This is a genomic window from Brevundimonas sp. NPDC007368 (assembly GCF_042869015.1).
Lineage (GTDB): Bacteria > Pseudomonadota > Alphaproteobacteria > Caulobacterales > Caulobacteraceae > Brevundimonas.
In genome coordinates this window covers 325,062-338,786 of sequence record NZ_JBIAFA010000002.1, presented here as the reverse complement: position 1 = coordinate 338,786, position 13,725 = coordinate 325,062, and the positions used below count along the sequence as shown (strand labels likewise).

The 13,725-nt window shown below is 66.8% G+C and carries 13 protein-coding genes and 1 tRNA gene; 4 read left to right on the top strand and 10 right to left on the bottom strand.

Translation table 11 applies throughout. The features are described from left to right. Window position 1 precedes the first annotated feature (1 nt). From rfaD to kdsA, 3 genes are read right to left on the bottom strand one after another with little or no spacing between them, the layout of a single operon-like run. A complete protein-coding gene (rfaD, locus tag ACFYLW_RS05340) occupies window positions 2-1,003 on the bottom strand; it encodes an ADP-glyceromanno-heptose 6-epimerase (protein WP_312062767.1) in 1,002 nt (333 codons plus the stop codon). Continuing rightward, window positions 1,000-2,460 carry a D-glycero-beta-D-manno-heptose 1-phosphate adenylyltransferase gene (rfaE2, locus tag ACFYLW_RS05335; protein WP_312062766.1) on the bottom strand — a complete coding sequence of 487 codons (1,461 nt, stop codon included), beginning with the start codon at window positions 2,458-2,460 and terminating at the stop codon, window positions 1,000-1,002. Before rfaE2 ends, rfaD begins: the two co-directional genes overlap by 4 nt. A gap of 18 nt (window positions 2,461-2,478) precedes the next feature. Beyond that, on the bottom strand, window positions 2,479-3,357 hold the full coding sequence (gene kdsA, locus ACFYLW_RS05330; RefSeq protein ID WP_292082722.1) for a 3-deoxy-8-phosphooctulonate synthase: 879 nt from the start codon (window positions 3,355-3,357) through the stop codon (window positions 2,479-2,481). 150 nt (window positions 3,358-3,507) lie between these two features. Between kdsA and sseA the strand changes: the two genes are divergently transcribed. After that, window positions 3,508-4,350 (top strand): 3-mercaptopyruvate sulfurtransferase, encoded by an 843-nt coding sequence (gene sseA / locus ACFYLW_RS05325; RefSeq protein ID WP_312062763.1) that lies wholly within the window; start codon window positions 3,508-3,510, stop codon window positions 4,348-4,350. Between the two features lie 3 nt (window positions 4,351-4,353). Here sseA and ACFYLW_RS05320 read toward each other — a convergent pair whose 3' ends face one another. Both ACFYLW_RS05320 and ACFYLW_RS05315 read right to left on the bottom strand, forming a co-directional pair. Next, window positions 4,354-5,658 carry a dicarboxylate/amino acid:cation symporter gene (locus tag ACFYLW_RS05320; RefSeq protein ID WP_312062761.1) on the bottom strand — a complete coding sequence of 435 codons (1,305 nt, stop codon included), beginning with the start codon at window positions 5,656-5,658 and terminating at the stop codon, window positions 4,354-4,356. Between the two features lie 31 nt (window positions 5,659-5,689). Then, complete coding sequence (locus tag ACFYLW_RS05315) at window positions 5,690-6,775, bottom strand: amino acid ABC transporter substrate-binding protein (protein WP_292082720.1); 1,086 nt, start codon at window positions 6,773-6,775, stop codon at window positions 5,690-5,692. 96 nt (window positions 6,776-6,871) lie between these two features. Between ACFYLW_RS05315 and metC the strand changes: the two genes are divergently transcribed. Next, window positions 6,872-8,065, top strand: coding sequence for a cystathionine beta-lyase (gene metC, locus ACFYLW_RS05310; protein ID WP_312062820.1), 1,194 nt, complete (start codon window positions 6,872-6,874; stop codon window positions 8,063-8,065). Here the strand turns inward: metC and ACFYLW_RS05305 are convergent. From ACFYLW_RS05305 to ACFYLW_RS05295, 3 genes are all read right to left on the bottom strand, one after another. Then, a tRNA-Arg gene (locus ACFYLW_RS05305) sits at window positions 8,024-8,100 on the bottom strand. The two genes, metC and ACFYLW_RS05305, sit on opposite strands and share 42 nt — an antisense overlap. Window positions 8,101-8,130: 30 nt before the next feature. After that, window positions 8,131-8,436 (bottom strand): ETC complex I subunit, encoded by a 306-nt coding sequence (locus ACFYLW_RS05300; protein ID WP_292082718.1) that lies wholly within the window; start codon window positions 8,434-8,436, stop codon window positions 8,131-8,133. A gap of 83 nt (window positions 8,437-8,519) precedes the next feature. Then, the gene (locus ACFYLW_RS05295; protein WP_312062758.1) at window positions 8,520-8,822 is read right to left on the bottom strand and encodes a sel1 repeat family protein; all 303 of its coding nucleotides are present in this window, start codon (window positions 8,820-8,822) and stop codon (window positions 8,520-8,522) included. A gap of 258 nt (window positions 8,823-9,080) precedes the next feature. Here ACFYLW_RS05295 and ACFYLW_RS05290 point away from each other — a divergent pair, with 258 nt between their 5' ends. After that, window positions 9,081-9,632: an RcnB family protein gene (locus ACFYLW_RS05290; RefSeq protein ID WP_292082716.1), complete on the top strand. Its 552-nt coding sequence runs from the start codon at window positions 9,081-9,083 to the stop codon at window positions 9,630-9,632. Between the two features lie 41 nt (window positions 9,633-9,673). Here ACFYLW_RS05290 and ACFYLW_RS05285 read toward each other — a convergent pair whose 3' ends face one another. Together ACFYLW_RS05285 and ACFYLW_RS05280 are read right to left on the bottom strand one after the other, a co-directional pair. Beyond that, window positions 9,674-10,999 (bottom strand): copper resistance protein B, encoded by a 1,326-nt coding sequence (locus ACFYLW_RS05285; protein WP_313472715.1) that lies wholly within the window; start codon window positions 10,997-10,999, stop codon window positions 9,674-9,676. Beyond that, window positions 10,996-12,768: a copper resistance system multicopper oxidase gene (locus tag ACFYLW_RS05280; RefSeq protein ID WP_390182911.1), complete on the bottom strand. Its 1,773-nt coding sequence runs from the start codon at window positions 12,766-12,768 to the stop codon at window positions 10,996-10,998. Before ACFYLW_RS05280 ends, ACFYLW_RS05285 begins: the two co-directional genes overlap by 4 nt. Before the next feature lie 218 nt (window positions 12,769-12,986). Here ACFYLW_RS05280 and ACFYLW_RS05275 point away from each other — a divergent pair, with 218 nt between their 5' ends. Further along, window positions 12,987-13,718 carry a PepSY domain-containing protein gene (locus ACFYLW_RS05275; RefSeq protein ID WP_312065814.1) on the top strand — a complete coding sequence of 244 codons (732 nt, stop codon included), beginning with the start codon at window positions 12,987-12,989 and terminating at the stop codon, window positions 13,716-13,718. Window positions 13,719-13,725 lie beyond the last annotated feature (7 nt).

The following is a 13,725-nucleotide window of genomic DNA, read 5'->3' as shown; positions in this document are numbered from 1 at the left end:
TTCATCGATAGGGATCCGGCTTGGACAGAAATTCCTGGACGTAGCGCCGCACACCCTCTTCCAGCGGCGTCGACTGGCCGTTGAAGCCGAACGAGCGGATGCGGTCCATGCTGGCCTCGGTGAAGTACTGATACCGGTCGCGGATCACCTCGGGCATATCGATATAGGCGATCGACGGCTCCTTACCCGCCGCCGCGAAGGTGGCGCGCGCCAGATCGGCGAACGACCGGGCCTGGCCCGAACCGGCGTTGAACACGCCCGACACGTCCGGCGTCTGCAACAGCCAGTCGATGATGTTCACCACGTCGTCGACATAGACGAAGTCACGCAGTTGGCCGCCGTCGGGATAGTTGGGGTTGTGCGACTTAAACAGGCTGACCGTCTCACCGGCCTGCACCTTGGGCCAGATCTGGGCCACAACCGACTTCATGCCGCCCTTGTGACCCTCGTTCGGGCCATAGACGTTGAAGAACTTCAACCCCGCCCACTGGCGCGGCGCCTCGCCCCGGTCCGCCTGACGCACGGCATATTGGTCAAACAGATATTTTGAATAGCCATAGGCGTTTAGAGGACGCAGCGCATTCAGACTCTCAGGATCGTCGCGATCCTCGAACCCGATCTCGCCGTCGCCATACGTGGCCGCCGAGGAGGCGTAGATCATCCGCACGTCGCGAAGCGCGCACCAGTCCCAGATGTCACGCGACAGGCTGAAGTTGGTGCGCAGGATCAGGTCTGCGTCCGGCTCCGTCGTCGAGGAAATGGCGCCCATGTGCACCACGGCCTCGATCCGCTCGGCGTGGCGCTCCAGCTGTTCGAACAGCTCGTCGGGCGCCCACAGGTCGGCGATGGGATGCTTGGCGATGTTCTTCCACTTGGCGAGATCGGCCGTCTCCAGCCGGTCGCAGACGACCACGTCCCAGGCGCCGCTCTCACACAGACGCGCCACGATGTTGGAGCCGATGAAGCCCGCGCCGCCCGTGACGACGATCATTCGCGGGGTCATGCCTTGTCTCCAGTCATCTTTTCAATCGTCTTCGTCGTGGAATAGCCGTCGGCGAATTCGGCCAGGCGGACTTCCCCGCCCCAACTCTCGACCTCTGCGGCGCCGACGACCTTGTCCTTGGTGTAGTCCGCCCCCTTGATCAGCACATCAGGCCGCAGCCGCTCGATCAGGGCGATGGGGGTCGGGTCGTCGAAGGCCGTCACCCGATCCACGCTGGCAAGACCGCCGATAACGGCGGCGCGGCTATCCAGGTCGTTGACCGGACGCCCCTCGCCCTTCAGGCGACGCACCGAGGCGTCAGTGTTCAGCGCCACCACCAGCCGGTCGCACCAGCCGCGCGCCTGATTAAGATAGGCGACGTGGCCCCGGTGCAGGATGTCGAAACAGCCGTTGGTGAAACCGACCTTCAACCCCTGACGCTTCCACGCCTCGACCTGATCCGACAGTTCGTCCAGCGGCGTGACCTTGGACTGGGCCAGGGCCGCGTGCTGGCTCATCTCAGCCTCGATCAGTTCGGCAGGCGTGACGACGGCGGTGCCGCTCTTGCCCACGACGACACCGGACGCGAGGATGGCGAACTGCACCGCCTGTTCCAGCGTCGCGCCTGCGCCCAGCGCGAGGCCCAGCGCGGCCAGACAGGTGTCGCCCGCGCCGGAGACATCGAACACCTCGCGCGCCCGACCGGGGAAGTGGGTGACGCCGCCGCCACGCCGCGCCAGCGTCATGCCCTTGCCTGCGCGGGTGACGATGACGGCCTTGGCGGTCGTGGAGGCCAGCAGGGCGGCCAGCGCCGCCTCGACCTGTTCGTCAGTCTCGGTCGGCAGGCCGGTGGCGCCAGACAGTTCGCTGGCGTTCGGCTTGATCACGTCGACCGCGCCATAGCGGGCGAAGTCGCGGCCCTTGGGGTCGACGATGACCGGCGCGCCGTGTTCAGCCCCGGCCCACAGCGCCGCCTGGATGGCGCCGTCGTCCACCACGCCCTTGGCGTAGTCGGACAGCAGGATGGCGCCCGCGCCCTGAAACACCACCTTGTCAGCATAGCCGGAATGGAGCGCGGCTTCGTCGTCCAGGCGGAGCAACTGCTGGCCGCCGGCTACAAAGCGCGTCTTGACGACGGTGGCGGCGCCCTCGGGCCGGATCAGGGCGTTCTCGATCCGGTCCTCTGCGGCGATCAGATCGGTCAGCTCGGCGCCCGCCGCGTCAACGCCCGCCACGGCGCCCAGACGGGCCAGACCGCCCAAGGCCGCGACGTTGCGCGCCACATTGCCCACGCCGCCGGGCATGGCCACGGTGCGGCGCGCGCGCAGGACGGGGATCGGCGCTTCAGGCGAGATGCGGCTGACCTCGCCATATACATAGCGATCCAGCATCAAGTCGCCGACGCAGGCGACCTTCAAGTCATGCACGCGTTCCAGCAGGGACTGCAGGGCGCCGAGATCAAGGGAACGTTCAGCCATGACGCCGAACTAGCGGATTCACGCCGCCTTAGCCATCGGCCCCTTGTGACCCAGCTTGATGGCCAGGTCGTCGAAGGCGATCAGTTCGGCGGCCAGGGCCTCGAACTGGCTCAGCGGCACCATGTTCGGGCCGTCCGAAGGGGCGTTGTCCGGGTCTTCGTGCGTCTCCATGAAGACAGCGTCCACGCCGACGGCCACGGCGGCGCGCGCCAGAACCGGCACGAACTCGCGTTGGCCGCCCGAGGACGTGCCCTGCCCCCCCGGCTGCTGCACGCTGTGGGTCGCGTCGAAAACGATCGGGCAGCCGATCTCACGCATGATCGGCAGCGAGCGCATATCGCTGACCAGGGTGTTGTAGCCGAAGCTGGCGCCGCGCTCGCAGGCCATGACGTTTGGGTTGCCCGCGCCAACGACCTTGGCGATGACGTTCTTCATGTCCCAGGGGGCCAGGAACTGCCCCTTCTTGATGTTGATCGCCTTGCCGGTCGCCGCGGCAGCCAGCAGCAAATCGGTCTGACGCGACAGGAAAGCCGGGATCTGCAGCACGTCCACAGCCTCGGCCACGCCTTCGCACTGGGCCTCGGAGTGAACGTCGGTCAGGGTCGGCAGGCCGGTGACTTCGCGGATTTCGGCGAAGATCGGCAACGAGTCCTTCAGGCCGATGCCGCGCGCCGCGGTGGCGCTGGTGCGGTTCGCCTTGTCGAAGCTGGTTTTGTAGATGATGCCGACGTTCAGTCGGTCGCTGATTTCCTTCAGCTGATGAGCCGTTTCCAGCGCGTGCTGGCGGCTTTCCATCTGGCAGGGGCCGGCGATGAAGACGATGCGACGTCCGCCGCCAATCACGACGGGCTTCTTGAGGCCTTCGGACAGTTCGATGACGGCGTTGGGACGGTTCACGGCGGCGCTTTCGGCTGTTTGAATCGATCAGGTCGCGGCTCCATGCCGCAACTTTGCGTCCGACAGGTGGCGTCAGACCCTTGGTTTCGCAACCTACAGGGCGACTCAGGGCCTGACCACATGGCTGAGCCGTCGTGTTATGGTGAGCCCATGCCTATGCCCTCGGACAGCCCCCTGATTTCGACGCAAGACCTGGCGGATCGCCTCGGCGCGCCGAACCTGCGGATCATCGACGCCAGCTGGTGGCTGGATGGACGCGACGCACGCGCCGATTTCGAGGAGGAGCGCCTGCCGGGCGCGGTCTTCTTCGATCTGGAAGCCGTCTCAGATCACGACAGCCCCTACCCCCACATGCTGCCGAAGCCCCAGGCCTTCGCCGAGGCCATGGGCGCGCTGGGCGTGTCCGAGAACGACGACATTGTCGTCTATGACGCCCAGGGCCTGTTCTCGGCGGCACGGGTCTGGTGGACGCTGCGGATCATGGGTGCGAGACAGGTCCGCGTGCTGGACGGCGGCCTGCCCAAGTGGCGCGCTGAGGGACGACCGCTGGGCCGCGGGCCGGTCACGACCGACGGGACTTCGACGTTCCGTTCCAACTTTGCTCGCGAAGGCGTGGTTGATCTGGAACAGGTCCGTCAGGCCTTGACCGGAGACATTCAGGTGATTGACGCCCGAGGCGCGCCCCGTTTCAGAGGGGAGGCCGCCGAGCCCCGACACGGCGTCCGCTCCGGCCATATGCCCGGCGCGCTGAACCTGCCCTTCGGCCAGTTGCTGAACGCCGACGGGACAATGAAGCGTGGCGCGGCGCTGGAAGCCGCCTTCCACGATGCCGACGTCGACCTGGACCGGCCCCTCATCACCAGTTGCGGCTCGGGCGTGACCGCCGCCATCCTGACCCTCGGACTGGCCGAACTGGGCCGCCCCTCGCGGCTCTATGACGGATCGTGGGCCGAATGGGGCGCTCGCACCGACACCCCCGTCGAAACCGGCTGATCGTTAGGCCACAGCCCGAACCGTCGCGTCCGTATCCTCCTCGCCGCGCGACACCACGGTCGCCACGACCAGATCGCCAGTCACGTTCAGCGTGGTCCGGCACATGTCCAGGAAGCGATCCACGCCCAGGATCAGGCCGATCCCCTCTGGCGGCACACCGACCATCGCCAGGATCATGGCGATGACCGGCAGAGATCCCGCCGGCACCCCCGCCGTGCCGACCCCGCCCAGAATGCAGACCAGCATGACAATGACCTGCTGGCCTAGGCTCAGATCGACGCTGAAGAACTGGGCGAGAAACAGCACGGTCACCCCCTCGAACAGGGCCGTGCCGTTCTGATTGGCCGTCGCCCCGACCGTCAGGACAAAGCGCGCGATCTTGCGCGGCAGGCCCAGGTTCTGTTCGGCGACACGCAGCGACACCGGCAGGCTGGCGTTGGACGAGGCGGTCGAGAAGGACACGACCATCGCCTCACGAATGTCTCGGAAGAATTTGACCGGCGACATGCCGCCCAGGGTCGCGATGCAGATCGGATAAACCACGAACATATGGATAGCCATCGCCCCCACCGCGACGGCGACGAAGGCGGCCAGCCGCACCAGAAGATCCCATCCGAACAGGGCCGCGAGATTGAACATCAGGCAGGCGATCGCCACCGGCGCCAGGCGGATGACCAGGTTGATGAGCTTCATCATCACCTCGAACACGCCCTCGATGGTCTTCTGCAGGGTCTCCGTTACCGGGCCCTTCGTCAGGACCAGCCCGATCCCGAACAGCAGGGCGAAGACCATGACCGGCAGAATCTCGTTCTCCGCGGCCGCCGTAAAGACGTTGGACGGCACCAGATCCAGGAAGAAGTCGCCCGCGCGGACCGAATCCGGCGCGCTGCCGACGATGGAGGCCGCGCCGCTGCGTCCCTGCTCCAGAAGTTGCTGCGCCAGTACGGGGTCCACGCCGTCGCCGGGTCGGAACAGGTTGACCATGACCAGACCGATCAGCACGGCGACGGCCGAAACGAAAATCGTGAACAGCAGGCTCTTGGTCCCCGCCCGCCCGAGAGTCTTAAGGTCTCCCATCTCGGCCACGCCGATCACGAGAGCCGAAAACAGCAGGGGCAGCACCAGCATGAACAGCAGGCGCAGGAAGACCTGTCCCGCAGGCCCGGTGATGTTCGAGGTCAGCCACTGAACCCAGGGCGCGTCGCCACCAATCGTCAGATTGACCGTCAGACCGCCTAGCAAGCCGACCAGAAAGCCGATCAGCATCAGCCCATGCAACGGCAGACCTTTTCGCGTCCTGACGGTCATGCGTCCCCCTTTCGGTCGGCCGACCGATGCCCTAGCGAATCGGCAGGGCGTAGATCAGGCCGCTGGGCCGCGCGCTCCATTGCGCGTTCAGACCCCTGGCCAGATTCAGCGCCGATTGCTGGCCAAGGTTCCGTTCAAAGATCTCGCCATAGTTGCCGCCCGCGGCGATCGCGTCTCGGGCCCAGGTCCGCGGCAGGCCGATGGAGGGGCCGAACTCGCCCTCCTCGCCCAGCAGTCGACGGACGCGCGGCTCCTGGCTGTCTCGGGTCAAAGCCGCCACATTGGCCTTGGTCACCCCCAACTCCTCGCCCAGCATCAGAGCGTTCAGCGTCCAGCGGATCACCGCTGTCCACTGATCGTCCCCATGGCGTACGACCGGCCCCAACGGCTCCTTGGAAATGACGTCCGGCAAGATCGCGTGCTGCTGCGGGTTCGCCAGGGTCGTTCGCGCCGCCGCCAGCGCCGAGATATCTGCGGTGAAAGCGTCGCATTCCTCGCGCGCATAGGCCTGTCGCGCCTCTTCCTCGGTCTTCACCATAACCGGGCGGAACTCGATTCCGCGCGTGCGGAAATAGTCCTCGACGTTCAGCTCCGTGGTCGAACCCGTCTGGACGCAGATGCGGGCGCCGTTCAGCTCGGACGCGCTATTCAGGTTCAGGGCGCGGCGGACCAGGAAGCCCTGACCGTCGTAATAGTTGATCCCGGCAAAGCTCAACTCGCCGCCGGTGTCCCGGCTCATCGTCCAGGAGGTGTTGCGCCACAGGACGTCGACGCGTCCGTCCCGCAGGGCGTCGAACCTCAGTTCCGCGGTCAGCGGCACAAATCGCACGGCGTCCGGGTCGCCGAAGATGGCCGCCGCCGTCGCCCGGCAGAAGTCGACGTCAAAGCCGCGCCACGCCCCGCGATTGTCCGTATAGGCGAAACCGACCAGCCCCTGATTGACGCCGCAGTTAAGATGCCCGCGCTGCTTGATCGCGGCCAGCGTGGGACTGGCCTTGTCCGTAGGCATGGTGGTCGTGGTCGGTCGCGATGTCGTCGGCGTCTCCGTCTGATCGGTCTTTGCCCGTCGCTCGCAGGCAGCCGTCGCCAGCAGCAGCGCCAGCGATATTCCCGTCACGTTCCTCGCCGCCCGCATTCCCTCACCCTCGCCAGCTTGCGCCCCCGCCTTCTTTAGAGCCCTCTAGGCCCAGAACCGCAACCCGCCGGAGCCCTCATGCCTCGCCTTTCCGACCGCACCCGCCTGATCGCCTCCGCCACGCGGCGGGGTCAGGGCCGACGGCCGGTCAATCCGCCGATTGAGCGCGCTTCCACAATGCTTAGCGACGAGCCGGCCTCGATGCAGGATTCGGCCTCTGGCCCGGTTTATGGCCTGGACGGCACCAGCGCCGCGCGTGAACTGCGCGCAGCCCTGGCCGATCTGGAGGGCGCCGGCGACGCCTTCCTTGTCCCGTCAGGCCTCGCCGCCGTCACCGTGCCCTTGCTGGCCCTGCTGCGCCCCGGCGACGAGGTGGTGACCAGCGACGCCGTCTATGGTCCCACGCGTCGCTTCCTTACACGCCACCTGGCCGCACGCGGCGTTACAACCCGGTTCCATCTGGCCGACGCCTCGACAGCGGACATCCTCGCCCTGTGCAGCGAGCGGACCCGCGTCCTGCTCATCGAATCCCCTTCGTCCCTCACGTTCGAGATCGTCGATGTGCCCGCCCTTGCCGCCGCCTGCCGGGCGCGCGGCGTCCTGACGGTGATGGACAACACCTGGGCGGCGGGTCTGGCCATGCGACCGCTGGACCTCGGCGTCGATGTCAGCGTCCAGGCGGTGACCAAGTACGCCGCGGGTCATTCCGACCTTCTAATGGGCGCAATCGCGATTCAGGACGCCGGGATTGCGCGCGCAGTTCTGCACACGATTGAAGACATGGGCTGGCATGTCTCGCCCGACGACGCCTGGCTGGCGCTGCGCGGCCTGCGCACCTTGCCGCTGCGCTACAATGAGGCGCTGAAGTCCGCGCTTCAGGTCGCCCAATGGCTTCAAACCCGGCCAGAGGTGGAACGCGTCCTGTTCCCGCCCCTGCCCGGCTCGGTTAGCCACGACCTCTGGCGGCGCGACTACTCAGGCGGGGCGGCGCTGATGGGCGTTGTCATGAAGGGCGGCGACAAGGCCAGTGCTCACGCCCTGATGAGCGGACTGAACCTGTTCGGCATGGGCTATTCCTGGGGGGGCTTCGAAAGCCTGGTGACCCATGAGACACCGCAACTGAGCCATCGCCTTCACGCACCTGACCTGCCGGGCCAGCTGCTGCGGCTGCATATTGGCCTGGAGGATCCGGCAGACCTGATCGCGGACCTGGAAAAAGGCCTGGAGGCCTGGCGCGCCCTGCAGGACTCGAACCTGCAACATCCCGCTTAGAAGGCGGGTGCTCTATCCGGTTGAGCTAAGGGCGCCTCGGCCAGGGCCGCAGCGAGAGGCCTGACCTAGTGGGTCCAGGACTGCTTGCGGTTGGTGGCGAAGTTATCGGCATAAGCCTTGATGATCACCGGCGCTTCCTGCGGTTCATGCAGGCGGAAGGCTATGCCGTGACGCTCGGCGTACTCGACGGCTTCTTCCTTGGTCTCGAAGTTCAGCCGCACCTGGCCATTCATGTCGGTGGTGCTGGTCCAGCCGGTCAGCGGATCCTGAGTACGCGCCGAAGCCGGTTCGAACTCCAGCCGCCAATCATTGGTCTTGGCCTTGCCCGACTGCATCGCGGTCTTGGCCGGGCGATAGATGCGAGCGAGCATGGGCGGAATCCTTCGGCGACTTGTCTTGGCCGGGTCCATAGCCCGACCTCGCCGCCCGGTCCAGCCGTCCGCTGCGACAAGCTTCAGGCGGCGAGCGTGGTCGAACCCGCGTCGATCCACCGGCGCGCGGCGCGTTGGGCCTCGGCGATTTCGTCGTGGTCCATCTCCTCGCTCATTTCACGACGATAGATGCGCGCCTCGACCGAGCCCTTCATGGCTGCCAGGTTGAAGATCATGTGAGCCGAAACGCGGTCAATAGGACAGCCGTCCAGACCCGCCGAATAGGCCAGTCCCAAGCGGAACAGGGCGTCTCCGTCCATGTCCACGGTCGGCAGCGGCAGGGCCGCGGTTTCGAGAGCTTCGGGCGCGGTTTCGTGCGCGTTCATGTTCAGTCCTCCGGGCGTCGGTCATTCTGACCCTGCCTTTCGAACGCCATTCAAATACCAGCGGTTTGAAATTAGAGTTAACGGCTCCGCTGGCCCGGCGATCGGATGCGCGCGCTCGTGGGGTTCGCATAAACAATCGAAGCGCAAACCTGACTGAGCCGTTCAGGACGAGTTCATGCGTCGGGCCCGACCTTGGCCTCCTGTTTCAACGGGTCGTCCGCAGCATTCCCTCGGCGCCCAGACCAAGGAGACGTCCAGATGAACCGCCTGACCAAGGCCGCCATCGTCGCCCTGGCGCTGACCACCACGGCCGCGCCGCTGGCGGCCCAGGCCCAGAACCGCGACCACCGTGAGTGGCGCCAGGAGCGCCGCGAGGACCGCCACGACCGTCGTGAAGATCGCCGCGAGTGGCGCGAGGATCGACGCGAAGACCGTCGCGAGTGGCGTGAGGACCGCCGGGACGACCGTCGCGACTATCGCCAGAGCCGCCACTATGACCGTTGGGACCGCAACAACCGCGACTGGTGGCGCGGTCGCCCCGAGTTCCGCGACTATCGCGGCGCCCGCCAAGGTTACTGGTATGCGCCCGGGCGTGGCTATTACCGGGTCGAGCCGCGCTATTACGGCTATCGCTGGCGCCAGGGCGGCTACCTGCCGTCTGCCTATCGCGGCTACTATGTGGACGACCCCTATTATTACGGTCTTCGCCCCGCGCCGCGCGGTTATCGCTATGTCCACGCCAACAACGACATCCTGCTGATCGCCGTCGCCACGGGCCTGATCGCCAGCGTTCTGCACGACGTCTACTAGGCCAAACGATAGGCCTCCGCTTGCGGCGGAGGCCTATGACGTCAGAACCAGGCCTTGATCCCGACCACGAGGCGCGTCGCATCCACGTCGTCGCCGCGCGCCCTTGCGTAATCGGCGGTGTCGCCGAACGAGCGGCTCCACTGGACCCCGACATAGGGGGCGAACTCCTTGCGGATTTCGTAGCGCAGCCGCAGCCCCGCCGTGACCGATGTCAGACCCGAACCGATCTCCAGTTCGGGGATGTCGCTGGCCGAGAAGGCGACCTCGATCGCCGGTTGCAGGATCCACTTCTGGGTGATGCGCTGGTCATATTCCGCCTCGGCGCGAGCGGTCAGATCGCCCTCGGTCGACAGGAAGGCGGCGGCGCTCATCTCGAACCAGTAGGGCGCGACGCCCTGCACCCCGACCGTCAGATGGGTCGTGTCGTCGCCGTCAGGACGGAAGTCCTGCCGTACGCCCGCCTGCACGTCCCAGAACGGCGCGACGGCGCGACTGTAGAGGGCCTGAACCTCGGCGTCATGCAGCTTGCCGTCGAAGGCGCCCTCGCCCTCGGTCTTCCACCAGAAGCGGTTGATGTCGCCGCCGGTCCAGCCCTGGGCGTTCCAGCTGTAGCCCTTCTCGCCGTCGCCGAATCCAGCCTCGAGCGTGTCGATCAGGACGGCGGTGGTGCGCACGTCGCCGTTCTCGACCAGCAACTGCTTGCGCGACGCCGCCATGACGGCGGGATCGAACAGCAGGTCCGCCGCATGGGCGGGCGCGGCGCGCGCGGCGACGGGCGGCGGCGTCTCGATCATGCGACCGCCGACGGCGTCCACGCTGGTCGGGATATTAGGCGCACCGCCGGTCATGGCCGACATGTCATGTCCGGCGTGGGGATCGGCCTGGGCTGCGCCCATCTTGTGTCCAGCGTGCGGATCGACAGCCGGCGTCTGGACCGGAGCTCTCTGCATCCCGCTCATGTCATGGCCAGCGTGCGGGTCCGCCGCAGCCGCAGGGCTCATGGCGTGACCGGCGTGAGGATCGACCGCTGCCGGTTGCGCGCCGTGCCCCGCATGGCCGCTCATGTCGTGACCCGCATGGGGATCAACGGTGGGCGGCTGGACCGGCGGTGCCGGCATCCCGCTCATGTCGTGGCCGGCGTGCGGGTCCGCCGCCACCGGGGCGGCAGGTGCAGCATGCCGAGGCGCAGCGGCGCGCGGCTTGGGCGCGGGCCTCGGGCGGGCCTGCTGAGGGCGAGCTTGCGCAGGGCGTGCCGGCGCGCCGTGGACGCCATGACCGGCATGCCCGCCATGGCTCTGGGCCACGGCGGAACCGGCGGCCAGCATCAGGGGCAGAACCGCGACGGCGGCGAATAGGGCGCGGCTCATCGGGCGGCTCCTTCCAGCGGACGAACCGTGACGACGTTGAACATCCCCGCGTGCATGTGCATCAGCAGGTGGCAGTGGAAAGCCCAGTCGCCCGGCGCATTGGCGGTCAGGTCGAAGGTGGCCTTGCCCCCCGGCGCCACATTGACCGTATGCTTCAGCGGCTGATGCCCCTCGTGACCGTTGACCAGCTCGAAGAAGTGGCCGTGCAGGTGGATCGGGTGGGCCATCATGGTGTCGTTGACCAGGGTCACGCGGACCCGCTCGTTCAGCTCGAAACGGATCGGCTCGACCAGCTCCGAGAACTTGCGCCCGTCAAAGCCCCACATGAAGCGTTCCATGTTTCCGGTCAGATGGATTTCCATTGACCGCGACGGCGCCCGGGTGTCCGTGTTCGGCGTCAACGAGCGCAGGTCGGTATAGACCAGCACCCGGTGATCGACGTCCTGAAGGCCTTGCGGGCGGTCGCCCAGACGGTTGGCGGGCGCGGGCGCGATGGCGTCCACGCCAACGCCGACGGCCATGTCGGCGGGGGCGTTGTTCGGGTCGCGCATGCTCATGGCGCCGTGGTCCATCGGCGCGGCGGCGGCGGCCCCGGCTGCGGCGCCGTGCGCTGAGTGGTCCATGCCCGCCATCGCGCCATGGTCCATGCCGCCCATGCCCATATCCTTCATGGTCAGGTTCGGCGCCTTGCGCAGCGGCGGAGCGTCCGCCGTCATGCCCAGACGCGGGGCCAGGGTAGCGCGGCCCATGCCCGAACGGTCGATGGCTTCGGAGACTATGGTGTAGGCGCGGTCCTCAGTCGGGCGGACGATAACGTCATAGGTCTCGGCGACCGAGATCTGGAACTCGTCGATCTCGACCGGACGCACATGCTCGCCGTCGGCCTGAACCACGGTCATGGCCAGACCCGGAATGCGGACGTTGAAGATCGACATGGCCGAGGCGTTGATGACGCGCAGACGCACCCGCTCGCCGGGCCGGAACAGGCCGGTCCAGTTCTCCTGCGGGCCGTGGCCGTTGATCAGATAGGTATAGGTCGTGCCGTTGACGTCGAGAATGTCGCGCGGGTCCATCCGCATCCCCGCCCACATCCGGCGCTCGGCCAGGTTCATGCCGTCCGACCCGTCCAGCAGGCCCGCCAGCGTGGTCTTCTGCATGTTGAAGTAGCCAGGGCTCTTCTTCAGCTTGGCCAGGATCTCGTGCGGATGCAGGAAGCTCCAGTCCGACAGGACCAGCACGTGCTCGCGGTCATAGCCGACCGGATCGACGCCCGCCGGGTCGATGACGATGGGACCATAGTGGCCCATGGCCTCCTGCAGGCCCGAATGGCTGTGATACCAATAGGTGCCCGACTGCTTGATCGGGAACTCATAGACGAAGGTCTCGCGCGGCTTGATGCCAGGGAAGCTGACGCCCGGCACGCCATCCATCTGGAACGGCAGCAGCAGGCCATGCCAGTGGATCGAGGTGTCCTCGTCCAGCGTATTGGTCACCGACAGGCGCACGTTCTGCCCCTCGCGCATCCGCAACAGGGGCGCGGGCAGCAGGCCGTTGACGGTGAAGGCGTGGCCGGTGCGACCGCCGACGGTGAAGCTGGAATGGCCCACCGTCAGGTCGATGTTCGGCCCCATCAGCGTCGGCAGGTCGGCGCGCAGGCCAGGCGATCCGGTCTGGGCCCAGGCGGGCATCAGCCCCGAAAGACCAAGCAGTCCGCCGCCCGCGGCCGCGCCGCGCAACAGGGACCTGCGATCGAGAGCCATGCTCGACATAGGTGGGATCATCCTTCTTGTACCGTATCGCGCCTGACGATTTCGACGCGGCTTCACTGGCTATTACGCGGATCAATCGGTCGCCCCTTGCGACAGGACGCCACAGACGCGTCCAAGACTACCACGCTCACCGCGAGGGATGGTCGCGAGCGGCGCGTAAGATCATGCAGGGACGCGCTCCAGAGCACGAAATGGGACGCGGGAGGGGGCGCATCGCCATGAAACTGCTTCGACTTTCAACACAGATCCACAAATGGGTCGCGCTGGTGATCGGCATCCAGGTGCTGTTCTGGGTCGGCGGCGGGCTGGTGATGACCGCCATCCCCATCGAGACTGTGCGCAGCGAGCATCGCTTCCAGAAGCCGGACTATCCTGCCTTCGCCATCGACGCCCTGGTCCCCGTCCAGACGGCGGCGGACGCTCTGTCGGCCCCAATCGATAAGGCCGAACTGCGCCACACGCCGCGCGGTCCGGCCTGGGTCTTCACGCCCAAGGACGGCGAGCCGGTCATCCTGTCGGCGCTGAATGGACAGCCCTTCCCTGCCTTCCCCCGCGCCGAGGCCCTGCGTCTGGCTCAAGACGCCTATCGCGGCGACGCCAAGGCGACCAAGGCTGAACTGTTCGCCGAGGCCCCGCGCGAGACGGGCCGCGAGGGGCCGCTGTGGCGCGTCGACTTCAACGACTTCGAACACACCAGCTTCTACCTGTCGCCCGAGACGGGCGAGGTCGTGACCCGGCGCTCCGGCGTCTGGCGCTTCTATGACTTCTTCTGGCGGCTGCACATTCTCGACTTCAAGAACGGCGAGAACTTCAACCATCCGACCCTGATCATCATCACCATCCTGACGCTCAGCATGGTGATCAGCGGCTTCATTCTGTTGTGGATCAAGCTGGCGCGGGACTGGGCGGTGCATCAGGCCACGCGCCGCAAGCTGGCCCAGAAGGCCTAGGCCGCAA